Below are 23,308 nucleotides of genomic sequence, written 5' to 3' on the forward strand. Positions count from 1 at the left end.
TTCCAGATGCGGCCGACCAGCCGTCCCGCGCGGGGACGGCCGGTCGGTCATCGGCCGGGGTCAGGAGTTGCGCTGGCCTGCGTCGTCGCCGCCACGGCGGGTGCGGCGGCGGCGCGGGCGGCGCTCGCCGTCGTCGTCGCGGCGTTCCCGGCGCTCACCGGAGGCCTCGGCGGCGGGGGCGTCGCCCTCGCCGGAGTCGGCCTTGTCCGCGCCCTCACGTTCGATCACCTCGACCGGCACCAGCGACAGCTTGCCGCGCTGGTCGATCTCGGTGACCTCCACCTGGATCTTCTCGCCGACGCCCATCACGTCCTCGACGTTCTCGATCCGGGCGCCGCCGTGCAGCTTGCGGATCTGCGAGACGTGCAGCAGGCCGTCCTTGCCGGGCAGCAGCGACACGAACGCGCCGAACGTGGTGGTCTTGACGACGGTGCCGAGGAACCGCTCGCCGACCTCCGGCATGTGCGGGTTCGCGATCGAGTTGATCGCCTGCCGGGCCGCCTCGGCGGACGGGCCGTCGGTGGCGCCGACGTAGATCGTGCCGTCGTCCTCGATCGTGATGTCGGCGCCGGTGTCGTCCTGGATCGAGTTGATCATCTTGCCCTTGGGGCCGATGACCTCGCCGATCTTGTCGACCGGGACCTTGATGGTGATGATCCGCGGCGCGTTCGGGCTCATCTCGGCGGGCGCCTCGATGGCCTCCTGCATGACGTCGAGGATCGCGAGGCGGGCGCCCTTGGCCTGCTTCAGCGCGGCGGCCAGCACGGAGGCGGGAATGCCGTCGAGCTTGGTGTCGAGCTGGAGCGCGGTGATCACGTCACGGGTGCCGGCGACCTTGAAGTCCATGTCGCCGAAGGCGTCCTCGGCGCCGAGGATGTCGGTCAGCGTGACGTACTCGTCACCCTCGTTGATGAGGCCCATGGCGATGCCCGCCACCATCTGCTTGAGCGGGACGCCCGCGTCCAGCAGCGACATGGTGGACGCGCACACCGAGCCCATCGACGTGGAGCCGTTCGACCCGAGCGCCTCCGACACCTGCCGGATCGCGTACGGGAACTCCTCGCGGCTCGGCAGCACCGGGATCAGGGCGCGCTCGGCGAGGGCGCCGTGTCCGATCTCGCGACGCTTCGGCGACCCGACGCGGCCGGTCTCACCGGTGGAGTACGGCGGGAAGTTGTAGTTGTGCATGTACCGCTTGGTGCGCTCGGGGTTGAGCGTGTCGATCATCTGCTCCATGCGGAGCATGTTCAGCGTGGTCACGCCGAGGATCTGCGTCTCACCGCGCTCGAACAGCGCCGACCCGTGCACCCGCGGGACGACGTGCGCCTCGGCGGTGAGCTGCCGGATGTCCTTCGGGCCGCGGCCGTCGATGCGCAGCCCGTCGCGGGCGACCCGCTCGCGGACGAGCTTCTTGGTCACGGCGCGGTACGCGGCGGAGATCTCCTTCTCGCGGCCCTCGAAGGTCTCGGCGAGCTTCTCCGCGACGGCCGCCTTGATCTCGTCCAGCCGGGTCTCGCGCTCCTGCTTGCCGACGATCGTGAGGGCCTGCGTGAGGTCCTCGGTGGCGGCGTCGGAGACGGCGGAGTACACGTCGTCCTGGTAGTCCAGGAAGATCGGGTACTCGGCGGTCTCCTTGGCGGCGACGGCGGCGAGTTCGCTCTGCGCCTGGCAGAGGGCCTTGATGAACGGCTTGGCCGCCTCCAGGCCCTCGGCGACGGTCTCCTCGGTGGGGGCGGTGGCGCCCTCGCCGACGAGCTTGAGGGTGTCGCGGGTGGACTCGGCCTCCACCATCATGATCGCGACGTCGCCGTCCTCCAGGACGCGTCCGGCGACCACCATGTCGAAGGTGGCGTTCTCCAGCTCGGGGTGGGTCGGGAAGCCGATCCAGCGGCCCTCGATCAGCGCGACGCGGACGCCGCCGATCGGGCCGGAGAACGGCAGGCCGGCCAGCTGCGTGGACATCGAGGCCGCGTTGATCGCGACGACGTCGTACAGGTGGTCGGGATGCAACGCCATGATCGTCTCAACGACCTGGATCTCGTTGCGCAGGCCCTTGACGAACGACGGGCGCAGCGGCCGGTCGATCAGGCGACAGGTCAGGATCGCGTCCTCGGACGGACGACCCTCCCGGCGGAAGAACGAGCCGGGGATGCGCCCGGCCGCGTACATCCGCTCCTCGACGTCCACGGTCAGCGGGAAGAAGTCGAGATTCTCCTTCGGCTTCTTCGACGCGGTGGTCGCCGACAGCACCATCGTCTCGTCGTCGAGATAGGCGACGGCGGAGCCGGCGGCCTGGCGGGCCAGCCGGCCCGTCTCGAAGCGAATGGTGCGGGTGCCGAAGTCGCCGTTGTCGATGACGGCCTCGGTGCTGTGGGCGCCGTCGATGCGCACGGCTTCTGTCACGGGAAACCTCCTCAGGGTTCCATATCGGTCCTCGCGGCCGTTTCCCGTGGTTTCACGCTGCCGGTCTTCGATCGAAGCGCCCGGATCGAGATGTCCGCCGATGCGGCGGAACGGATCCGGAAGCCACTACCGAGGACCGGCCCGCACCAGCGGTGTCCGCGAGGCTTGTCTACAGTTGTACGGCTCGTCCGCGCCTGCCGGGGCGGTCGGACGGCCGGTGCGCCGGTGGCGGCCCGTCCAGCAGGACCCGGCGCGTCTCGGACGGCGCGTCGCTCACCCCGTCCGGCCATGGGCGCTCGGCCCACGGCGGGCCATAAAGGAAGGGAGTGGCCCGGCGGGCCACTCCCTCACCGTCCTAGCGGCGCAGACCGAGTCGCTCGATCAGCTGCCGGTAACGGTTGATGTCCTTGTTGGCGAGGTACTTCAGGAGGCGGCGACGACGGCCGACCAGCAGCAGAAGGCCGCGGCGGCTGTGGTGGTCGTGCTTGTGCTCCTTGAGGTGCTCGGTCAGATCGTTGATCCGACGCGTGAGCAGCGCGACCTGGACCTCCGGGGATCCGGTGTCACCCTCAGTGGTCGCGTACTCCGAGATGATCTTGTTCTTGGTGGCGGTGTCGAGCGACACGTGGCTCCTTCGATGCGATCGTCACCCGCAGATCCGAAACCCGTCGAGCGGGCCGGTCCGCTTGGTGCGTGAAGAGATTGGCGGGCCGCATGAGGGTGCAGCCAGCCGCGCCGGAACTCTTCCCGGCGACTATTCACCGTACCATGTCGGAAAGGCCCTCGGTCACGAAGAGGAAAGCCACGTTGTCGCAGGGTACGCATTCCGCCGAAATCTAAGCGGAGGTGATCTCCCGGGCACGGGCCACGTCCCGGTGCATCTCCTCGATCAGCGCCTCGACCGACTCGAACTTGAGCGTGTCCCGGATCCGCGCGACGAAGTCGACGGCCATGTGCTCGCCGTAAAGGTCGAGGTCGTCACGGTCCAGCGCGTACGCCTCGACGGTCCGCTCGCCCGTGCCCTCGAACGTCGGGTTCGTTCCGATGGAGATCGCGGCGGGCCAGCTGAAGTCGGGATAGCGGCCCGAGTCGCAGACCAGCCGGCCCGCGTACACCCCGTCCGCGGGGATCGCCGTGTGCGGCGGCGTCTCCAGGTTGGCCGTGGGGAAGCCGAGCGCGCGGCCGCGCATGTGACCCCGCACGACGACGCCCTCGACGCGGTGCGGACGGCCGAGCGCCCGCGCCGCGGTCTCGACGTCGCCCGCGTCGAGCCGCCCGCGGATGTAGCTGGACGAGATCGTGTCGCCGTTCGCGACCAGCGGCACGCCCTCGGCGGTGAAGTCGTACTTCGCGCCGAGTTCCCGCAGCAGCGCCACATCGCCCTTGGCCTTGTGCCCGAACCGGAAGTCCTCGCCGACGACGACGTGCGCCGCGTGCAGCCGGTCGACCAGGACCGACTGGACGAACTCGTCCGGCGCCATCTTCGACAGCTCCAGCGTGAACGGCACGACGACCACGGCGTCGGTGCCGAGCCCCTCGAGCAGTTGGATCCGGCGGCGGGTGGTGGCGAGGACCGGCGGATGCGTGCCGGGCCGGACGACCTCGTCCGGATGCGGGTCGAACGTGATCACCACGGACCGCTGGCCACGGCGGCGCGCCTCCTCCGCGGCGGATGCGACGATCCGCTGGTGGCCGCGGTGCACACCGTCGAACACCCCGATCGTGATGACAGAACGGCCCCAGTCTGCGGGAACCTCGTCGAGGCCATTCCAGCGCCGCACCATTCACTCCCTGCGTAGGACGTGCCTGCCCGTTCTTGCTGCCGTCCTAAGAGTGCCATGCGCGGGCGGGTGGGGCGGCACCCGGGTTCACCCCGACTGGTACACCACGAACGACACGGCGATGTACTGCAGGATGTAGGCGGCGAGCGTGCAGGCGTGGAAGACCTCGTGGTAACCGAACCAGCGCGGTGACGGGTCCGGGCGGCGCAACCCGTACACCACTCCCCCGACGCTGTAGCAGATGCCACCGGCCGCGACCATGACACAGGCGGCGACGCCCGCGCCGGACAGGAGTTGCGGCATGAAGAACACCGCGACCCAGCCGAGCACGATGTAGAGCGTGACGTAGAGGGCGCGCGGCGCGCCGATCCAGACCGTCCGGAACACGACGCCGAGGACGGCGCCCGTCCACACGGTGATCAGGACGGTGAGCCGGACGCCTCCGTCCAGCGCGAGGACGGCGAAGGGCGTGTACGTCCCCGCGATGATCAGGTAGATGTTGGCGTGGTCGAAGCGGCGCAGGACCTCCAGCAGCCGGTGTGAGGTCTGGCGGTGGTAGGTCCCCGAGATTCCGAACAGCATCGCCGACGTCGCCACGTACACCGCCGACGCGAGCCGCGCCTGCACGCTCGGGCCGAGCGCGACCAGCACGAGTCCGGCGACGAGCACCGCGGGGAACGCGCCGATGTGCAGCCACCCGCGCAGCCGGGGACGGGTCGGGGACGCCACCGGGGCGTCGTGCTTCACGGTGGTCACGGGCACCTCCTCACAAAGCCTACGCACTAGTAGGTTACGTGACCGTAGGTTGGAACGCACCGGTTTCTCCGGTGATGATGGCCACCGGTGGACAGGTTCGTCCAGGCCCCCGTGGGTGATCGGTAGGCGATCAGGAGGTGAACACGGCGAGGGGACGGGCGACGGCGCCGCGCTCCTCGACGAGCGCCAGCAGGGCACCGTCGGGCGCGAAGACCCCGACGGGTCCCGGGCCCAGTCCCGCCGCGGGGAGGCGCCCGCCGTGGGCGACCTTGCGGGCGTCGTCGGCCGAGACGTCCCGGCGCGGGAACGCCGCGGCGACCGCCTCGCCCATCGGGAGGATCTCCAGTTCTTCGGCGAGCCGGTCGAGCGTCCGGGCCATGCCCAGGTCGTAGGGGCCGACGCGGGTGCGGCGCAGCGCGGTGAGATGGGCGCCGCAGCCGAGGGACGCGCCGAGATCGCGGGCCAGGGCCCTGATGTAGGTGCCGGACGAGCAGCCGATGGAGGCGTCCACGTCGATCACCTCGCCGTCGCGCCGGACGTCAAGGACGGTGAAGTCGTGCACGGTCACCGGCCGAGCGGCGAGTTCGACCTCCTCGCCCTTGCGGGCCATCCGGTAGGCCCGCTCACCGTTCACCTTGATCGCGCTGACCTGCGGCGGGACCTGCTGGATCGGCCCGGTCAGCGCCGCGATCCCGGCCTCGAGCGCCTCGTCGGTGACGGACGCGGCGGACGCCGTCGCGGTGACCTCGCCCTCGGCGTCGTCGGTGTTGGTCGACACGCCGAGCCGGATCGTGGCGTCATAGCCCTTCTCCGTCAGCGCGAGATGCCCGAGGAGACGCGTGGCCTTGCCGATCCCGAGGACGAGGACACCCGTCGCCATCGGGTCGAGCGTGCCCGCGTGCCCGACCCGGCGGGTCTTCGCCAGCCGCCGCATCCTGCCGACCACGTCGTGGGACGTCCAGCCGGACGGCTTGTCCACGATGACGAGTCCCGAGTTCTCCACACCCGCTCCGATTGATTTCAGTCCAGGTCGCCGGGCACGCGCAGCGCGGCGCGCAACCGGTCGATGATCGAGGCGGGCTCGCCGCCCATGGTGAACGCGGCCGCGGTGCGGTGCCCACCGCCGCCGAGCTCGACACAGGCGCGGCCGACGTCGACCGAGCCCTTCGACCGGGTCGACACGTACCACTCGCCCCGGTCGTTCTCCTTGCACACGACCGCGACCTCCGCCTCGTCGGTGCGTCTGAGCTGGTCGATGACGCCCTCGAGCTGGTCGTACTCGACGTCGCGGGCGACCCGGTCGGACCGCGCCACGGTCGTCCACACCAGCCCGCGGCCACCGGCGGCGTCGCGTTCCAGCCTGGCCCTCGCCAGCGCGCCCGCGAGAACCTGAAGGTAGCCGAACGGGGCGCGGTCCCACAGTTCCCTGCTGACCGCCTCGGGCCGGACTCCCGCCGTGAGCAGCCGTCCCGCCAGGTCGTGCACCTCGGGTGTCGTGCACGGGTACTTGAACGAGCCGGTGTCGCTCGCCAGCCCCGCGTACAGGCCCTGCGCCATGTCCCGGTCCAAGGGGACGCCGAGCCTGCGGATCAGCTCCTCGACCAGCACGGCCGTGGCGGCCGCGTCCGGGTCGACGATCCGCACGCCGCCGAACCCGATGTTGGACGCGTGATGGTCGATCACGATCAGGGCGCCGGCCCGGCCCGCGGGCCCGGCGAGCGCGCCGAGCCGTGACCGTCCGGCCGCGTCCAGCGAGATCATGAGCTGCGGGGCCTCGGGCACCCGGGTGGGCTCGACCAGCATCTCCTGCCCCGGCAGGAACCGGAGGATCGCGGGCACGGTGAACGGCTCCCCGAACGACGCCAGGCAACGTTTGCCCAGCGCGCGCAGGGCCCGCGCGAGCGCCAGCATCGAACCGAGCGCGTCACCGTCCGGGGCGACGTGGCAGGCGAGCCACACCTCCCCCGCGGCGTCGATCAGCTGGACGGCCCGGTCCCACTCCAGCTCCTTGACGGCCCTGGTGCCCCCGCCGGGCACGCCCGGCGCCGGCTGCTCCAGCGGTGCCGGTTGCTCCACCGGCGCGGGCGGCTCGACGGCCGGGGACGGGCCACCGGCGCGGGGCCCGGCGTCATGGCCGTTCGCGGAATGCCCGCCCGCGTCGCGCGGGAGGCGATGTCCGTTCCAGCCGGCGCGCGGTGCGTCCGCACGCCCCTCGGGGGCGCTCACGGCGACGGGCGTCCCGAACGGCCGTCCTCACCGTCCCCCGCGGCGTCCCGGTCGTCCTCGTCGAGGTCCTCGTCCTCGTCCTCGACGTCGTCCTCGTCCTCGTCCTCGTCCTCGTCCTCGTCGACCACGCGGTACGGGTTCGCGTCACCGGCCGGGGACGCGTTCTGCGCGCTCCTGGCCACCTCCGCGTCCTTCGCGCGGGCCTGGGCCAGCAGGTCGTCGATGTGCGCCACGTTCTCCATCAGCGAGTCCATGACGAAGGTGATGCTGGGCGTGTGGCGGACTCCCGTCTTCCTGCCCACCTCCGACCGGATGACGCCCTTGGCGCTCTCCAGCGCGGCGGCCGTCTCGGCGCGTTCGCCGTCGGACCCGTACACCGTGTAGTACACGGTCGCGTCACGCAGGTCGTTGGTGATGCGGGTGTCCGTCACGGTCACGAAGCCGAGCCGCGGATCCTTGATCCGCCTCTCCAGCATCTCGGCCACGATCTGCTGGATGCGGTCGGCGAGCTTACGCGCCCGAGCTGCGTCCACCATGATCGCACTCCCTTTCTGTGGTCTCACGACCCGTCCGTGGTCTGTCGACGCCTCCCGCCCGGCGCTCCCGTCCGGGGCCGCTCAGTCGTCGTCGTTGAAGAGCCGCCGCCGCGCGGACAGCAGCTCGATCTCCGGTCGACCGGCCACGAGCCGTTCGCACCGGTCGAGCACCTGGGTGCAGTTCGCGGCGGTGCCCGAGACCACCGCCACCCCGATCTCCGCCCTGCGGTGCAGGTCGTTGTCGCCGGTCTCGGCGACCGCCACGGCCGGGAAGTGCTTGCGCACCTCGGCGATGACGGGCCGCAGGACGGACCGCTTCTGTTTCAGCGACCGGACGTCCCCCAGCAGCAGGTCGAGCGTCAGCGCACCCACATACACCTGGTCGATCACCTCGGGATTCTCAGAAGATGGAACGGCGGTGGTCACCCGCCGTGTTCCCGGCCGGCCACCCCCGATTCAGGGACGGACCGGACATGACAGACGCCAGGCTAGAAGATCCACCTGGCGCCGTGTCACCCGTTTAAACGATCACACCGCCGAAAGCCGTGGAGAGCGGGACGCGGCGGCGTTCCGCGCTCCGACCGCCCCGGCCCGGGTTCCCCGAGTCGCGGGCCGCGACCGTCACGAGACCGCGTCGTCCGGCCGGGAAGGGACCGCCGAGGGCGGGCCTTCCCGGCCGGATCGAGGCGATGCGGCGAACTCCCGTCAGTCGCGGGGCTTCTCCCGCATCTCGAAACACTCGATGACGTCGCCGAGCTTGACGTCGTTGTAGCCCACGCCGATACCGCACTCGAAGCCCTCGCGGACCTCGGTCGCGTCGTCCTTGAAGCGGCGCAGCGACGTCACCGTGAGGTTGTCGGCGACCACGACGCCGTCGCGGACGAGCCGGGCCTTGGCGTTGCGCTGGATGACGCCGGAGGTGACCATCGAGCCCGCGACGTTGCCGATCCGCGGCACCCGGAAGATCTCCCGGATCTCGGCGGTGCCGAGCTGGACCTCCTCGAACTCCGGCTTGAGCATGCCCTTGAGGGCCGCCTCGATCTCCTCGATCGCCTGGTAGATGATCGAGTAGTACCGGATGTCGACGCCCTCGCGGTCGGCCAGCTCCTGCGCGTTGCGCTCCGGCCGCACGTTGAAGCCGATGATGACCGCGCCCTCGGACGCCAGCGACAGGTTCACGTCGTCCTGCGTGATCGCGCCGACACCGCGACGGATGATCCGCAGGTTGACCTCCTCGCCCACGTCGATCTTGAGGAGGGAGTCCTCCAGCGCCTCGACGGAACCGGACACGTCGCCCTTGAGGATGAGCAGCAGCTCCTGCCGGTCGCCCCGCTCCAGGTCCTTGAACAGCTCTTCGAGGGAGCTGCTCTTGCGGCTCTTGAGCAGTTCGGCGTTGCGCTTGCGCGCGACCCGCTTGTCGGCGATCTGCCGGGCGACCCGGTCGTCGTCGACGACCAGGAAGTTGTCGCCCGCGCCGGGCACGGCGGCGAGGCCGAGCACCTGCACCGGACGGGACGGGCCCGCCTCCTCGACCGGTTCGAAGTTCTCGTCGAGCATCGCCCGGACGCGACCGTTGGCCACGCCGCAGACGATCGAGTCGCCGACCCGCAGCGTGCCGCGCTGCACCAGCACGGTCGCCACGGCGCCCCGGCCCTTGTCCAGGTGGGCCTCGATGGCCGAGCCCTGGGCGGGCATGTCGGGGTTGGCCTTCAGGTCGAGCTCGGCGTCGGCGGTCAGGATGATCGCCTCCAGCAGCCCGTCGATGTTGAGGCCCTGCTTGGCCGACACGTCGACGAACTGGGTCTGGCCGCCGAACTCCTCGGCGACCAGCCCGTACTCGGTGAGCTGCGCGCGCACCTTGTTCGGGTCGGCGCCCTCGACGTCGATCTTGTTGACCGCGACGACGATCGGGACCCCGGCCGCGGTGGCGTGGTCGATCGCCTCGGTGGTCTGCGGCTTGACGCCGTCGTCCGCGGCGACCACCAGCACCACCAGGTCGGTGGTGTCGGCACCACGGGCGCGCATGGCGGTGAACGCCTCGTGACCCGGGGTGTCGATGAAGGTGATCCGGCGCTCCTCGCCGTCGACCTCGGTCTCGACCTGGTAGGCGCCGATGTGCTGGGTGATGCCGCCGGCCTCGCCCGCCTGCACGTTGGCCTGCCGGACGGCGTCCAGCAGCTTGGTCTTGCCGTGGTCGACGTGACCCATGACGGTGACCACCGGCGGGCGCGACTGGAGGAGCTCCTCGCCGCCCTCGTCCTCGCCGTACTCGATGTCGAACGACTCGAGCAGCGCGCGGTCCTCGTCCTCGGGGCTGACGACCTGGACGTCGAAGTCCAGTTCGAGCCCGAGCGCCATCAGGTCGTCGGGGTCGACGGACTGGGTCGCGGTGACCATCTTGCCGAGATGCATCATGATCGCGACGAGCGACGCCGGGTTGGCGCCGATCTTCTCGGCGAAGTCGGTCAGGGTCGCGCCCTGCGGCAACCGGATGGTCTTGCCGTTGCCGCGCGGAGCCGAGACGCCACCGGCGGCGGGCGCCTGCATGCTCTCGAACTCCTGACGGCGCGCCCGCTTGGACTTGCGGCCACGCTGGGGACGTCCGCCGGGACGGCCGAAGGCGCCCTGGGTGCCGCCGCGTCCGCGACCGCCGCCACCGGGACGGGGACCGCCGAAGCCGCCGGGACGGCCACCGCCGCCACCACCGGCCGTGCGCGGGCCGCCGAAGCCGCCGGGACGACCGCCGCCGCCACCGCCGGGACCGCGACCGCCGCCGCCCGGACCGCGGCCACCGCCGCCGGGACCACGACCGCCGCCGCCTCCGCCGGGACCGCCGCGCCCGGGAGCGCCGGACGGCCGCGAGGACGGCATGTTCATCGGGCTGGGACGCGGGCCGCCGCCCGGACGGGGCGGCATGCTTCCGGGACTCGGCCGCGGGCCGCCGGCACCGGCGGGACCGCCGGGCCTCGGCCCGGGACGCGGACCCGCTCCACCGGCGCCGCCGCCGGGGCGGTCGCCGCCCTGGCGGGGCCCGGGACGCGGGCCGGGCTTGGGCGCCTGGCCCATGCCGCTGGCGTTCGAGCTGAACGGGTTGTTACCGGGACGCGGAGCGCCCCCTCCACGGCCGCCTCCGCCGCCCTGGCGCGGGCCGGGACGCGGGCCCGGCTTGGGCGCGCGGGGACCCGGCTTCGGGCCCGCGGGCGCGCGGCCACCGGGGCCGGCGCCGCCGGGACCGGCCGCGGGCGGGGCGCTCGGGCCCTGCGCCGCGGGCGCGCTCACCGGCTGGCTCGGCGCCGGGGGGACCGGCCGGGGCGGGCCCGGCTTCGGACCGCCGCCGGGGCCGCCCGCGCCACCTGGCCCGGCCGGTCCAGCCGGACCGGCCGGGCCGCCGGGGCCCGGCTTGGGCGCGGCGGGACGCGGCGCGGCGGGACCGGGACGCGGCCCCTGCCCCTGCCCCTGCCTGCGTCCGCCCTGAGAATCTGGGGCGCCGCCGGGAGGTCCCGGACGCGGCGCGGCGGGCCGCGGAGCCGAAGGACGCTTCGGCGCGACCCGCTTCTCCCCCTGCTTGGAGGAGGAAGACGAATTTGAGAAGGCTTCTGTCAGCCTACGTACGACCGGCGCCTCGATCGTGGAGGACGCCGACCTTACGAACTCGCCCATTTCCTGGAGCTTGGCCATGACGACCTTGCTCTCGACACCGAACTCCTTGGCGAGTTCGTACACCCGGACCTTCGCCACTGCACTCCCTAACTCGGTCCGGGGGTGCGGCCTCCGGACCGTCGCTAACTTGCCGTACTCATCGCGGCGTGCTCATCGAGCGCTCATAGCAATCTCGACCTGCTTCCGACTAGACGTCGCTTACCATTCGGCCATCCTGCTGCCGCGCGGCGGGTGCCGCAAGCCGCTCCCGCAGGGCGCCGCCGTCGAGCGGCCCCGGCACGCGGAACGCCCTCGGGAACGCCCGACGCCGCTCTGCGAGCTCGAGACACGCCAGATCGGGGTGCAGATACGCACCCCGTCCCGGCAGCCGCCCACACGGGTCGGGAACGATAACGCCCTCGACCACCACCAGGCGCAGCAAGTCGGACTTGACCGAGCGAACCCGACATCCCACACACGTGCGGACAGGGACCTCTCGGCCACGTGTCATGAGTCTACCGTGCCGACGCGTCGGCGGGACCTGTCGCATGCGCCCCCGGTGTAGAAGATCGCGAAGAAGATCCGGTTTCACCCGGCTCGGCCGTCTTCGGCGTCGTCCGTTCGGACTCGGTGCCGGCCGTCCCGGTGCCTCCGGCGGTGTCCGTGGTGTCCGTGGCGGCGGTGGTGTCGGTGTCGGACCGGATGTCGATCCGCCAGCCGGTGAGCCGGGCCGCCAGCCGCGCGTTCTGGCCTTCCTTGCCGATCGCGAGCGACAGTTGGTAGTCGGGCACCACGACCCGGGCGACCCGGGCGTCGGCGTCGACCACCTCCACATGGGAGGCCTTCGCGGGCGACAGCGCGTTCTTGACGAAGTCCGCGGGCTCCTCGGACCAGTCCACGATGTCGATCTTCTCGCCGTGCAGTTCGGCCATCACGTTGCGGACCCGGCTGCCGAGCGGACCGATACAGGCCCCCTTGGCGTTCACCCCCGACTTGCGGGAGCGCACCGCGATCTTGGTGCGGTGGCCGGCCTCACGGGCGATCGCCGCGATCTCCACCGTGCCGTCCGCGATCTCCGGGACCTCCAGCGCGAACAGTTTCCGCACGAGGTTCGGGTGCGTGCGCGACAGCTGGATCGACGGCCCGCGGTGGCCCTTGCGGACCTGCACCACATAGGCGCGCAGCCGTTCGCCGTGGTCGTAGTTCTCACCGGGCACCTGCTCCTGCGGCGGCAGCACGGCCTCGATCTTGCCGAGGTCGACCAGCACGTTCCGCGGATCCTTGCCCTGCTGGATGATGCCGGAGACGATGTCGCCCTCGCGCCCGGCGTACTCGCCGAACGTCAGCTCGTCCTCGGCGTCCCTGAGGCGCTGCAGGATGACCTGCTTGGCGGTGGTCGCCGCGATGCGGCCGAACCCGGTCGGGGTGTCGTCGTACTCGCCGACGGGGTTGCCCTCGTCGTCGGTCTCGGTGGCCCACACGGTGACGTGGCCGCTCTGGCGGTCCAGTTCGACGCGCGCCTTGGGCGCCGCGCCCTCCGTGCGGTGGTAGGCGATCAGAAGTGCGTCTTCGATGGCCTTGACGGCCACGTCGAGCGAGATGTCCTTCTCGCTCTCCAGGCCCCGCAGGGCGGTCATGTCGATGTCCACGAGGTTCCCCCCTCTAGTCCGGCTCAGCCGGAGAACGCGTATCGTCGGCCCCGCGTTCGGACGGAGCGGGCTTGAACTCCACCTGCACGCGGCCGCGCCCCAGCTCGCCGAGGCCGAACCGGCGCCGCACCGTCTCGGGCCCCGTGCCCTTCGCGGCGCCCTTCGAGGCGCCTTTCGCGGCGCCCTTCGACGCGGGCCGCGACCCCGCGGACCCGCCGCCCCCGCCACCGGCTCCCTTGCCCCGGCGCTTCTGGACGACGTCGATCTCGACGGTCTCGTCGTCGGCCGCGACCACCCGGCCCTCGATCTGGCCTCCCTCGGCCAGCGGGACGACGACCAGCCGGCCGACGGCACGGCGCCAGTGCCGCGGCTCGGTGAGGGGGCGGTCGACGCCCGGGGAGGTCACCTCCAGCACGTACGGGGCGGTCCCCATGACCTCGGTGGTGTCGAGGAGTTCGGAGGCCGTCTCGCTGATCGTGGCGATGTCGTCGAGGTCGACGCCGCCGTCGGCGTCCACGACCACCCGCACGAGGCGGCGCCTGCCGGCGGGCCGCACATCGACCTCCTCGAGGTCGAAGCCGGCCTCGTCCACCGCGGGCGCGAGCAGCCGGGTCAGTTCGGCGGCGGTGGCGGTCCGCGTCTGGCGCGCCGGACGCGAGGGCACGTCACCGCGCCCGCCCTGGCCGCGCCTCCCTTGAGCGCGGCCGCCGCGGGACTCGACGCTCATGGGCCCTCCTCGTGTTGTGTCGCCTGCGGTCGCGGTGTCGCCGCTCGTCCGTTGACACCCTCAAGACTATCGACAGCCGGAGACCGCGGCGGATTTTCGGACGGCTCACCGGCGCGGCGAGTGTGGAATGCTTGGGCGGGCCCGACGATCGTGTCCGGGGACACGGGCCGCGAGCGGGCCGCCGCAACCCCCATCGTCCGGTGAGGAGACCCCTTTGCCAGAGGCCATGCCGAGCCCGCCGGAGACCGTGTCGCGCCGCGCGCTGCTCGGCCGGGGCGTCGTGCTCGGCGGGGGCGCGCTCGTCCTGCCGTGGGCGGCGGGCTGCGCGGCGCGGGCGGAGGCTCCGCGCCAGGACGTGCCGACGCTGGTCGCGGCGATCGCGTCCGAGCAGAACCTGGTCGCCACGTATGCGGCGGCGCGGGCGGCGAACCCCTCCCTGGCCGGACGGCTCGAACCCGTCCTCGCGCGGCACCGGGAGCATCTCGCCGTCCTGAGGCGGCACTATGTGCCCGGGTCGGGCGACCGTGCCGACGAGGGCGGGGCGATCCCGTCCCCGAGCGTCCTTCCGGTCCCCGGCGGCGGTGCGGCGCTCGCGGCGTTGCGCGACGCGGAGGACCGGGCTGCCCGGGAACGCGCGGCCGCCGCCGCGAAGGCGGCGCCGGGCCTGGCGCAACTGTTGGCGAGCATCGGCGCCTGCGAGGCGGGCCACGCGATGGTGGTGCGGCGGGCCGTGCGGGACCAGGTTCCGCCCGTCCGGTCGAAGGCCGACACGGAGGCGGTCCAGCGGGTGCTGGCCGCCGAGCACGCGACCGTGTACGGGTACGGGGTGCTCGGCGCCCGGCTGGGCGGCGCGCCGCGCGAGACGGCGAAGGCCGTCTGGAACGCGCATCGGGCCCGGCGGGACGAGTTGGTCTCGGCCCTGCCGGTGGCGCCGGTCGCGGCCGCGCCCGCCTACCGGCTGCCGTTCCCGGTCACCTCGCCCAGGGCCGCCGCCCGGCTCGCCGCGGTGCTGGAGGAGGATCTGGTCCCCGTCTACGTCGGTCTCGCCGGCGCCTCGTCCCCCGAGCTGCGCGCCTTCGCCGCCGACGGCGCGCGCCGTGCCATGGCGCGGGCGGCGGCCTGGCGGGTGCGGGCGAACGAGCCCGCGCCGCGGAACGCGTTCCCCGGGCTGCCCGCGACGGCGGTGTCCCCTCGCCCACAACCGGGTGAGTGATCTTCCGCACGCGGGGAACGAAGCGTCCGTCATGTCGCGTTGATCCTTTGTCAGGGACCACCGAAAGGACGACTCGGGGGAGGAGTACGGACAGCATGACCACCACACCGCACGGCAGCGCTCTCGACGAACTGCGGGCCGCCTACCACGAGCAGCTGACGCGTCTCGCCGCCGAGCGCGACGCCGCGCGTCGGCAGGCGCGCAGGGCGCAGGCGCAGGCCGATGTGGCGCGGGCCGACCTCGCCAGCCTGAAGAGCCGGGTCGCCGAGTTGCTGAACGCCGCCGCGCGGCACCTTCCTGATCTGCCGGCCCTGGAGGCTCCGGACACCCCGGAACGTCCGGCCCCGCAGCGGGCCCTGCCCGCCGCCGCCGAGGAGCGCCCGGCCCGAGCGGCCTGACCGGCGGGCCGCCGCCCGCGCCTCAACGGTGTGTTGAGGGGCTGGTGGACGTAACGGAACTGGACCTGCGGGGCGTGGCGAGCGTGGGTGGCAGCCGTTCGTCCAGGCCGTCGCCGCGCTAAGCGGTGACGCCGCCACCCGCGCCGTGCCGGAACAGCGGTTCCATGGGAGCGCCTTGTGTCGAGGGCTGTAGGGTCAAGCGGATGACCGCGTACGGACTCCTCGTTTCTCCCTCGCACAACCGGGTCTACGCGCAGGCGGCGGCCGGCCTGGTGAAGGCGGAGCTGGAGGTGTTCGGCGAGCGGGCCCTGGACGGGCGGGTCCACGACATCCAGGAGACCGAGATCGGTGGCGTCCCGTACGTCACGTTCTCGGGCGATCTGTCGGAGCAGGACGTCCGGCTCCTGTCGAACCTGTCGTCGTTGTACGCGCTCTTCCGGATCGAGGGTGACCTTCTCCGGCCGGTCACGCTCCGGCCCCTCGACCTGTTCGGCAGCGACCTGCTCACCATCCAGAAGTACGCCGGCAAGACGAACGAGTACTTCACCAAGCTGCTGTTGAACGTCACCGCGATGGCGATGGACTCCCCGATGGATCTGGTCACCGGCCGTCCGCGCGTCCTCGACCCGATGTGCGGACGTGGGACGACCCTGAACCAGGCCATGATGTACGGGTTCGACGCCGCCGGGATCGACATCGACGGCAAGGACTTCGACGCCTACGCGGCCTTCATCAAGACCTGGCTGCGCAACAACCGGGTCAAGCACCAGGCCGAGATCACCAACATCCGCCGGGAGAGGTCCGTGCTGGGGCGCCGCCTGCACGTGACGTACGGGGCGTCCAAGGAGCGGTACAAGAGCGGCGAGACCATGGAGATCACCGTGGTGAACGCCGACTCCCTCGACGCCGCCAAGTTCTTCAGGCCCGCCTCGTTCGACATGATCGTGACCGACGCGCCGTACGGCGTCCAGCACGGCAGTCGCCCCAGGGGCGGGCGGCCCGGCTCCCAGGGCGACAAAGGTCGCAAGGGTAAGCCGCATCTGTCGCGCAGCCCCGTCGAGCTGCTGACCGCGGCCGTCCCCGAGTGGGTGCGCCTCCTTCGTCGCGGCGGTGCCGTCGGCATCTCCTGGAACACGTTCGTGGGCGGTCGTGACGAGATCGCGGGGATCCTGGCGTCCAACGGACTGGTCGTCCAGGACTCCGAGGCCCACCGGGGCTTCCGCCACCGCGTGGACCAGGCCATCACCCGCGACCTCGTCACCGCCCGCAAGCCCTGACCGTCACCCGGTCATGGAGCGTGCCAGCGTTCGACGTGCGGGAGCAGTTCGGTCAGGTCGTGGATGAGGGCGTCGGGGGGCGTGAGGCCGGGACGTTCGAAGGCGTGGGTGGTCTGGTGCCGGATCTGGACGGCGCGCAGCCCTGCGGACTTGGCGCCGTGGATGTCGTCGTAGGGGCGGTCGCCGACGAAGACGCAGGACGCGGGGTCGGTGACGCCGACGGCGTCCATGGCCGCGCGGAACGCCTCGGCGTGCGGCTTGGTCCAGGGGATCTCGCTGGAGTAGACGGCGCCGTCGAGCAGGTGCAGGACGTCGTCACGGGCGAAGATGCGTTCGTGCAGGTCACGTGACCAGATGGTGTTGGACAGAACCCCGATCCTGATGTCGCGGTCGCGGAGCGCGTGGAACAGGTCGGGAACGGCCGGGTCGGTGTGGGTGTGCGGTGTCCATGTCTCGAAGTGGGTGGCGAGGAGCTCCTCGGTGGGCTCGATCCCGGCGATCTCGAAGAGTTCGGCGAGGGTGGCGCTGCGGTGCTCCTCGTCACCGCGTCGCCACAGGTCGAGTTCGGCGGCGGCGAGCGCGGCGGCGGCCCGCTCGACGTCGTCCGGGGGGAGGTGGGCGGTGCAGATCGTGCGCCACATGTCGGCCAGTTCGATGTCGTGCCAGGGGGTCAGCGTGCCGCCCCAGTCGAAGATCACAGCTTGTACGCCCATGACCGGATCGTAATTCCTGATCCGGAAGGCGCCACCGGGAGTAGGCGACCGGTCAGCGGGGATATCGGTTCGATCAGTGCAAACCACAACAATCCGGGAGGAGTCATGAGGGCGCGCGAGCCCGGTGAGGACAGGGACTTCCACGACGACATCGACGACATGGGCGACAACACGCAGGACGAGCAGATCCGTCTGACGGAGGAGTACGTGACGGATCCGCCGGCCGAGGAACTCGTCCGGGAGGAGCCCGACCAGAGCAGGGACGGGCTCGGCATCACCGACTACGAACGGCAGACGGCCCGGGAGGACGAAGAGGAACGACCCCGCCCGGACACCCCCGCGGAGTCCGACGCGGTGAACCCGACCCGAAGGCCCTGACCGGAATCGGCCTCAGACGGGACTGTCCTCGGGCGCCTTCAACCGGGCGAGGACCTGGACCGGGTCGGCCAGGACGTCGGCGAACGCGAACTCGGCGGCGCCGACGAGGGTGGTGTCGTCGCCGAGCGCGGCGGTGCGGAGCTTGACCTTCTCGCGGGGCGCCGCGAGCGCGCCGGTCGCGAGGACGCTGCGGACCTGCGCGGCGGCGCCGAGATAGATGTCGCGGAGCGTTCCGCCGAAGACGACGAGGCCGGGATTGAAGACGTTGACGAGGTTGGCGACGCCGAGGCCGAGCCAGTTGCCGACGCGGTGGAGCGCGTCGCGCGCGTCGATGTCACCGGCGTCGGCGGACACGACCACGTCGCGGACGGCGTCGCGGCCCGGCTGCCCGGGGATCTCCTCGCGGCCGGCGTAGGCGAGCAGTGTCCGCTCCCCCACCTCGGCCTCCAGACAGCCCCGCGAGCCGCAGGCGCAGGGCCGCCCGCCCGGGTTGACGATCATGTGGCCGATCTCGCCGCCGTAGCCCTCCTCGCCGCCGAGCAGCCGCCCGTGCGCGATGATGCCGCCGCCGACACCGACGTCGCCGTGCAGGTAGATGAGGTTGTCGTAGCCGACGCCGACGCCGCGCTCGTGTTCGGCGAGCGCGCCGAGGTTCGCGTCGTTGCAGACGGAGACGGGGATGCCGAGGCCGAGCCGCCGGGCCAGGGCGTCGCCGAGCCGCGGGTCGCCGACGTCGAGGTTGGGGCCGACCATGATGGCGCCGTCGGAGCGGCGGACGACGCCGGGGAACCCGACGGCGGCGCCCACGCACACCGCGTCCCGGCCCGCCTTGCGGACGAGGGAGCGGGCGCCCGCGGCGAGGACGCCGAGCAGGTCGCCGGGGTCGGCGTCGCGGGCCCTGACGCCCTCGCGGCGATCCAGGACGACGCCACCGAGCCCGACGCGGGCCACGGCGATCCGGTCGACGCCGACCTCGAACGCCAGCACGTACACGCGGGTGGACTCGGGTCGGACGACGAGCGAGGGCCGTCCGGCGCGGCGTCCGGGCCCGCGGGGCAGCTCCTCGCGGACGAGCCCGGCGGCGGTGAGGTCGGCCGTCAACGCCATGATCGTGCTGCGGTTGAGGCCGAGTGACTCGGCGAGCGTGGCCCGGGACGCGGGCCCGCGCAGATGCACGAAGCGCAGCAGCGTCCCGAGGTTGTGCCGCCGGATGTCCTCCTGCGACGGGCCGGCCTTCATCATCGGCGTGGCCCCGGCGCGCCGCCCGTCCCCGAGGTGATCAGTTCCACGACCTCCCGGTGCGTGACGTCCGAGGTCCTGACCTGGGCGACCATCCGGCCGAGGTACAGCGCGGCGATCCGGTCGGAGACCGCGAACACGTCGTTCATGTTGTGGGAGATCAGCACGACGGCCAGGCCCCGGTCGGCGAGCCGCCGGACGATCTCCAGCACCTGCTGGGTCTGGGCGACGCCGAGCGCGGCGGCGGGCTCGTCCAGGATCACGACCTTGCTGTCCCGCAGGACGGCGCGGGCGATCGCGACGGTCTGCCGCTGCCCGCCGGACAGCGTCGAGACCCGCTGCCGGACCGACCCGATCGCGCGCACGGAGAGCCGGGACAACGTGGTACGCGCCATCTCCTCCATCGTGTCCTCGTCGAGCGCGAGGCCGCGGCTCTGTTCCCGTCCGAGGAAGAGGTTCTGCACGATGTCGAGGTTGTCGCAGAGCGCGAGGTCCTGGTGGACGATCTCGATGCCGAGCCGGCCGGCGTCCCGGGGGCCGCCGACCCGGACGGGAATGCCCTCGAAGCGGTACTCGCCCGCGTCGAACGGGTGGATGCCGCCGATGCATCTCACCAGGGTGGTCTTTCCGGCGCCGTTGTCGCCGACGAGCGCGGTGACCTCGCCCGGGTAGGCGCGGAAGTCGACGTCGTGCAGGACCTTCACGGAACCGAAGCTCTTGTCGATGCCGCGCAGATCCAGTGCTGGCGTCACTGACATGCCGAGGGGCTCCCACCGTGCCACACCGCCGCCGCGCGCCAGGCGGCCGTGATCCGCGAGCGTACCAGCAGCGTTCGGCGGCCCGGCACCGCCGGTCGGGCCGGGGGGCCGGGCGGGGGAGCCGATGGTCCGGGCCATCGGCTCCCCCGCGCCCCCGGTCGCGTTCACGGGCTCATCTCCCCACGTTCGACCGGCGTCGCCTGGCCAGGGCGTCGATGGCGGCGGCGAGCAGCAGCACCAGGCCGGTGATCAGGTAGCTGAGGTAGGCGCTGGTGCCGAGCAGTCCGAGCCCGTTGTCGATGAGCGCGATGACGAGCCCGCCGAGGACGGCGTCGCGGGCCTTGCCGCGTCCGCCGAACAGGCTCGTCCCGCCGATGACGGCGGCGCCGACCGCGTACAGCAGGGTGTTCCCGCCGCCCGCGTCGGTGGCGACGGAGTTCAGCCGGGACGCGGCGACGATCCCGCTGACCGCGGCCAACCCGGAACCGATCATGAAGACGGAGATCCGGATGCGGGCGACGTTGATCCCGGCGCGGCGGGCGGCCTCGGCGTTGCCGCCGACCGCGTAGATGTGCCGCCCGTAGGCGGTGCGGCCGAGCACGAATGTGCAGACGATCAGCAGGACGCCGACCAGCGGCACGCCCCACGGGATGCCGCCGAGCGTGATCAGCGGGCTCGGCGCCCGGTCCAGGCTGAGCACATAGGTGCCGACCAGCAGGGCCGCCGCGACGACGGCGCACTGCGCGAGGACGAACCCGATCGGCTTGGAGTGCAGGTCGCGGACGTGCCGGCGCCGCCACCGAACCAGCTGCGTCACGGTGTATCCGGCGACGCACGCGGCGGCGAGCGTCCAACCGAGCCAGATCGGCATGTTTTTGTTGGACAGCGCCACGATCACGTCATCGCGGACGGCGACGGTGCCGCCCTCGCCGATCAGCCGGAGCGTCACCCCCTGCAACCCGAGGAAGAACGCCAGCGTGACGACGAACGACGGGATGCGCAGCACGGACACGAGCCAACCGATGGTGGTCCCGATGACGATGCCGATCGCGACGGCGCTGAGGACCGCGACGTACCAGGGCTGCCCGGCGTCGGTGATGAGTTTCGCGAGGACGGCCGCGCACAGCCCGCTCGCCACACCCGCCGACAGGTCGATCTCCCCGAGCAGCAGGACGAACACCAGCCCCATCGCGAGGATCGTGATGGGCAGCGCCTGCACGGACAGGTTCGCCATGTTCCCCTTGCTGAGGAACGTGTCGGGCTTCAGCGCGGTGAACAGGACGACCAGGGAGATCAGGCCGAGAACGGCGGGCAGCGCGCCGAGTTCGCCCGCCCTGATCCGGTCCCGGTAGTCCCGCAGCGCGGAGCCCATGTCGTGGACGCGCCGGTCGGCCGCGAAGTCCGACTCCGCCAGCGTCATGGCGGTCTTCTCACCGCCCGGGATGTCGGTGGACACCTGTTCCCCCTCAGATGTTCTCGGCGGCGGTCCGCGGCGCGAGGCCGAGGTCGCCGGAGCGGCCGGAGGTGATGAGTTCCACGATCTGGCCGTGGGTGACCTCGGAGCGGGCGACGTCCGCCGCGACCCGGCCGAGGTACAGCGCGGTGATGCGGTCGGCCACCGCGAACACGTCGTTCAGGTTGTGGGAGATGAGCACGACCGCGTGCCCGGTGTCGGCGAGCCGCCGGACGAGGTTGAGGACCTGTTGGGTCTGGGCGACGCCGAGCGCGGCGGTGGGCTCGTCCAGGATCACGACCTTCGACTCCCACAGCGCGGCCTTCGCGATCGCGACGGTCTGCCGCTGCCCGCCCGACAGGCTCGCCACCTGCTGCCGCACGGACTTGACGGTGCGGATCGACAGCCGCGCGAGGGTCTCCCTGGCCGCCTGCTCCATCGACGGCTCGTCCAGCACGAGCCCTCTGCGGCGCTCCCTGCCGAGGAACATGTTCTGCACGATGTCGAGGTTGTCGGCGAGCGCGAGGTCCTGGTAGACGACCTCGATGCCGAGCGCGGACGCGACGCGCGGCCCGTCGACGGACACCTGCCGTCCGTCGAACTCGATCCGTCCGGAGTCGAAGGGATGGGTCCCGGCGATGCACTTGATCAACGTCGACTTGCCCGCGCCGTTGTCGCCGACGAGGGCCATGACCTCACCGAGCCGCACCGTGAAGTCCACGTCGTGCAGCACATGGACGGCGCCGAAGCTCTTGTTGAGCCCGGTCACTCGGAGGACGGGGTTGTCCGCCACGTGTCTCCTCCCGGCTACTGGACGCCCGCGTCCTTGCATTTGGCGGCGTACGCGCCCTTGCACAGGTCCGCCTTCTTGACGAACCCGTCGTCGACGACGCGCTTGACGCCGTCCTTGTAGACAGGGATCGGGGTCAGCAGCACCGACGGGACGTCCCGCTTCCCGGTGGGGTCATGCACGGTGCCGTTGGTCACGCCCTTCTCCCCCTTGATCAGGGACACGGCGAGCCGGGCGGCGGCGTCGGCCTCCTGCTTGACGGGCTTGTACACGGTCATGCACTGGTTGCCGTCCAGGATGTTCTGCAGGCCCTGGAGGGTCGCGTCCTGCCCGGTCACGGCGACCTCACCGGCCTGCTTGTTCTTCTTGAGGATCGACACGACCGCGTTGCCGAGCGCGTCGTTTGCGGCGACCACACCGTCGATGCGGCCCTGCTGCCCGGTCCACATCTGCTCGAAGATCGTGGCGGCCCGCTCGGCCTTCCACTCCGGCACGGCCTGCTCGGCCACCTTCGTGTACCCGGCCTCCTTGTCGAGGACGCTGTGCGCCCCCTGGGAGAACAAGGTCGCGTTGTTGTCCGTGGGCGCCCCGTTCAGGTACACGATGTTCGACTTCTCAGCGCCCAGGCACTTCCGCAGTCCCCTGCCGAGCTCCTCCCCGACCTTCACGTTGTCGAACGACACGTAGTAGTCGGCGACACCGCCCAGGGTGAGCCGGTCGTAGTCGATGGTCTTGACGCCCTGCGCCTGCGCCTTGCGCTGGACGGCGGCGGCGGAGTTGGAGTCCAGACCGTCCACGACCAGGACGGTGACCCCGCTGGTGAGCATCTGGTCGGCGATCGTCTGGAACCGCTGCGCCGACCCCTCGGCGTTCTGGATGTCGTACTCGACGCCCGCCGCCTTGAACGCCTGCTCCAAGTACGGCCGGTCGAAGCTCTCGTAACGAACGGACGAGGTCGTGTCAGGCAGGATCACACCGACCTTGCCCTTGGCCGCCTCCGCCTCACCACCGGAGCCGGAATCGTCCCCGCACGCCCCGAGCACGAGCCCCGCGGCGACAGTAAGAGCCATCAGGCCAAGGAACCCCTTGCGCATAGCCCGGGTCCTTTCTGGGTGGGCCACCAACGAATGTTGTGCCCCGCACCTTATGCCGCCCCCACCCCCAACACCAGACCCACCACGCCCCGAATTTGTTGGACGCAGTAACAATCACATAACACCGGCCACCCACACCCAACGACCAACTCCCCCGACGCCATCGCCCCCACCCCCACTCCCCACCCTCTGCCCAAATGTTCACCGCCCCAACATTCAGACAACCCGGACCAATCACCCCCACAACAACCTCAACCCGCCACCGGACAACGTCCAAA

The 23,308-nt window shown here is 71.7% G+C and carries 22 protein-coding genes; 4 read left to right on the forward strand and 18 right to left on the reverse strand.

Annotated features, from left to right (window positions below):
- Positions 1-60: 60 nt before the first annotated feature.
- From BZB76_RS16820 to rimP, 12 genes are all read right to left on the reverse strand, one after another.
- On the reverse strand, positions 61-2,385 hold the full coding sequence (locus BZB76_RS16820) for a polyribonucleotide nucleotidyltransferase (protein ID WP_121435536.1): 2,325 nt from the start codon (positions 2,383-2,385) through the stop codon (positions 61-63).
- Positions 2,386-2,758: 373 nt separating this feature from the next.
- A complete protein-coding gene (rpsO, locus tag BZB76_RS16825) occupies positions 2,759-3,028 on the reverse strand; it encodes a 30S ribosomal protein S15 (RefSeq protein ID WP_117399522.1) in 270 nt (89 codons plus the stop codon).
- Between the two features lie 211 nt (positions 3,029-3,239).
- Positions 3,240-4,184 carry a bifunctional riboflavin kinase/FAD synthetase gene (locus BZB76_RS16830; RefSeq protein ID WP_121435537.1) on the reverse strand — a complete coding sequence of 315 codons (945 nt, stop codon included), beginning with the start codon at positions 4,182-4,184 and terminating at the stop codon, positions 3,240-3,242.
- An 87-nt stretch (positions 4,185-4,271) separates the two neighbouring features.
- Positions 4,272-4,940 carry a PAQR family membrane homeostasis protein TrhA gene (trhA, locus tag BZB76_RS16835; protein ID WP_246006992.1) on the reverse strand — a complete coding sequence of 223 codons (669 nt, stop codon included), beginning with the start codon at positions 4,938-4,940 and terminating at the stop codon, positions 4,272-4,274.
- A gap of 130 nt (positions 4,941-5,070) precedes the next feature.
- Positions 5,071-5,943 (reverse strand): tRNA pseudouridine(55) synthase TruB, encoded by an 873-nt coding sequence (gene truB / locus BZB76_RS16840; protein WP_121435279.1) that lies wholly within the window; start codon positions 5,941-5,943, stop codon positions 5,071-5,073.
- 17 nt (positions 5,944-5,960) lie between these two features.
- Positions 5,961-7,166: a DHH family phosphoesterase gene (locus tag BZB76_RS16845; RefSeq protein WP_246006993.1), complete on the reverse strand. Its 1,206-nt coding sequence runs from the start codon at positions 7,164-7,166 to the stop codon at positions 5,961-5,963.
- The gene (rbfA, locus tag BZB76_RS16850) at positions 7,163-7,702 is read right to left on the reverse strand and encodes a 30S ribosome-binding factor RbfA (protein ID WP_121435280.1); all 540 of its coding nucleotides are present in this window, start codon (positions 7,700-7,702) and stop codon (positions 7,163-7,165) included. Before rbfA ends, BZB76_RS16845 begins: the two co-directional genes overlap by 4 nt.
- Before the next feature lie 81 nt (positions 7,703-7,783).
- Entirely contained in the window at positions 7,784-8,092 is a 309-nt protein-coding gene (locus tag BZB76_RS16855) for a DUF503 domain-containing protein (protein WP_233525981.1), read from the reverse strand.
- Between the two features lie 315 nt (positions 8,093-8,407).
- Positions 8,408-11,440, reverse strand: coding sequence for a translation initiation factor IF-2 (gene infB, locus BZB76_RS16860; protein WP_121435281.1), 3,033 nt, complete (start codon positions 11,438-11,440; stop codon positions 8,408-8,410).
- A gap of 109 nt (positions 11,441-11,549) precedes the next feature.
- Positions 11,550-11,891 carry a YlxR family protein gene (locus tag BZB76_RS16865; RefSeq protein ID WP_337959754.1) on the reverse strand — a complete coding sequence of 114 codons (342 nt, stop codon included), beginning with the start codon at positions 11,889-11,891 and terminating at the stop codon, positions 11,550-11,552.
- Positions 11,857-12,978: a transcription termination factor NusA gene (nusA, locus tag BZB76_RS16870; RefSeq protein ID WP_246007028.1), complete on the reverse strand. Its 1,122-nt coding sequence runs from the start codon at positions 12,976-12,978 to the stop codon at positions 11,857-11,859. The genes BZB76_RS16865 and nusA overlap by 35 nt, the downstream gene beginning before the upstream one ends.
- A 25-nt stretch (positions 12,979-13,003) precedes the next feature.
- On the reverse strand, positions 13,004-13,717 hold the full coding sequence (gene rimP / locus BZB76_RS16875) for a ribosome maturation factor RimP (protein WP_121435284.1): 714 nt from the start codon (positions 13,715-13,717) through the stop codon (positions 13,004-13,006).
- Positions 13,718-13,931: 214 nt separating this feature from the next.
- Between rimP and BZB76_RS35900 the strand changes: the two genes are divergently transcribed.
- The 3 genes from BZB76_RS35900 (at position 13,932) to BZB76_RS16895 (ending at position 16,605) form a co-directional block, all read left to right on the forward strand.
- On the forward strand, positions 13,932-14,930 hold the full coding sequence (locus BZB76_RS35900; RefSeq protein ID WP_246006994.1) for a ferritin-like domain-containing protein: 999 nt from the start codon (positions 13,932-13,934) through the stop codon (positions 14,928-14,930).
- Positions 14,931-15,025: 95 nt separating this feature from the next.
- The gene (locus BZB76_RS16890; RefSeq protein WP_121435285.1) at positions 15,026-15,328 is read left to right on the forward strand and encodes a hypothetical protein; all 303 of its coding nucleotides are present in this window, start codon (positions 15,026-15,028) and stop codon (positions 15,326-15,328) included.
- A 203-nt stretch (positions 15,329-15,531) separates the two neighbouring features.
- The gene (locus BZB76_RS16895) at positions 15,532-16,605 is read left to right on the forward strand and encodes a TRM11 family SAM-dependent methyltransferase (protein WP_121435286.1); all 1,074 of its coding nucleotides are present in this window, start codon (positions 15,532-15,534) and stop codon (positions 16,603-16,605) included.
- Between the two features lie 11 nt (positions 16,606-16,616).
- Here the strand turns inward: BZB76_RS16895 and BZB76_RS16900 are convergent, their stop codons facing one another.
- Positions 16,617-17,318, reverse strand: coding sequence for an HAD family hydrolase (locus BZB76_RS16900; protein ID WP_121435287.1), 702 nt, complete (start codon positions 17,316-17,318; stop codon positions 16,617-16,619).
- A gap of 105 nt (positions 17,319-17,423) precedes the next feature.
- On the opposite strand from BZB76_RS16900, the gene BZB76_RS16905 reads away from it, so the two are divergent.
- Complete coding sequence (locus BZB76_RS16905; RefSeq protein ID WP_121435288.1) at positions 17,424-17,696, forward strand: hypothetical protein; 273 nt, start codon at positions 17,424-17,426, stop codon at positions 17,694-17,696.
- Positions 17,697-17,708: 12 nt separating this feature from the next.
- Here the strand turns inward: BZB76_RS16905 and BZB76_RS16910 are convergent, their stop codons facing one another.
- From BZB76_RS16910 to BZB76_RS16930, 5 genes are all read right to left on the reverse strand, one after another.
- A complete protein-coding gene (locus BZB76_RS16910; protein ID WP_121435289.1) occupies positions 17,709-18,935 on the reverse strand; it encodes an ROK family transcriptional regulator in 1,227 nt (408 codons plus the stop codon).
- Positions 18,935-19,693, reverse strand: a complete 759-nt coding sequence (locus tag BZB76_RS16915; RefSeq protein WP_121435541.1) for an ATP-binding cassette domain-containing protein — start codon at positions 19,691-19,693, stop codon at positions 18,935-18,937. Before BZB76_RS16915 ends, BZB76_RS16910 begins: the two co-directional genes overlap by 1 nt.
- 172 nt (positions 19,694-19,865) lie before the next feature.
- A complete protein-coding gene (locus BZB76_RS16920) occupies positions 19,866-21,149 on the reverse strand; it encodes a sugar ABC transporter permease (RefSeq protein ID WP_246006995.1) in 1,284 nt (427 codons plus the stop codon).
- A 10-nt stretch (positions 21,150-21,159) separates the two neighbouring features.
- The gene (locus BZB76_RS16925) at positions 21,160-21,939 is read right to left on the reverse strand and encodes an ATP-binding cassette domain-containing protein (protein ID WP_246006996.1); all 780 of its coding nucleotides are present in this window, start codon (positions 21,937-21,939) and stop codon (positions 21,160-21,162) included.
- Between the two features lie 14 nt (positions 21,940-21,953).
- The gene (locus BZB76_RS16930; RefSeq protein ID WP_121435291.1) at positions 21,954-23,030 is read right to left on the reverse strand and encodes a sugar ABC transporter substrate-binding protein; all 1,077 of its coding nucleotides are present in this window, start codon (positions 23,028-23,030) and stop codon (positions 21,954-21,956) included.
- Positions 23,031-23,308 lie beyond the last annotated feature (278 nt).

Source organism: Actinomadura pelletieri DSM 43383 (assembly GCF_003634705.1).
Taxonomy (GTDB): domain Bacteria; phylum Actinomycetota; class Actinomycetes; order Streptosporangiales; family Streptosporangiaceae; genus Spirillospora; species Spirillospora pelletieri.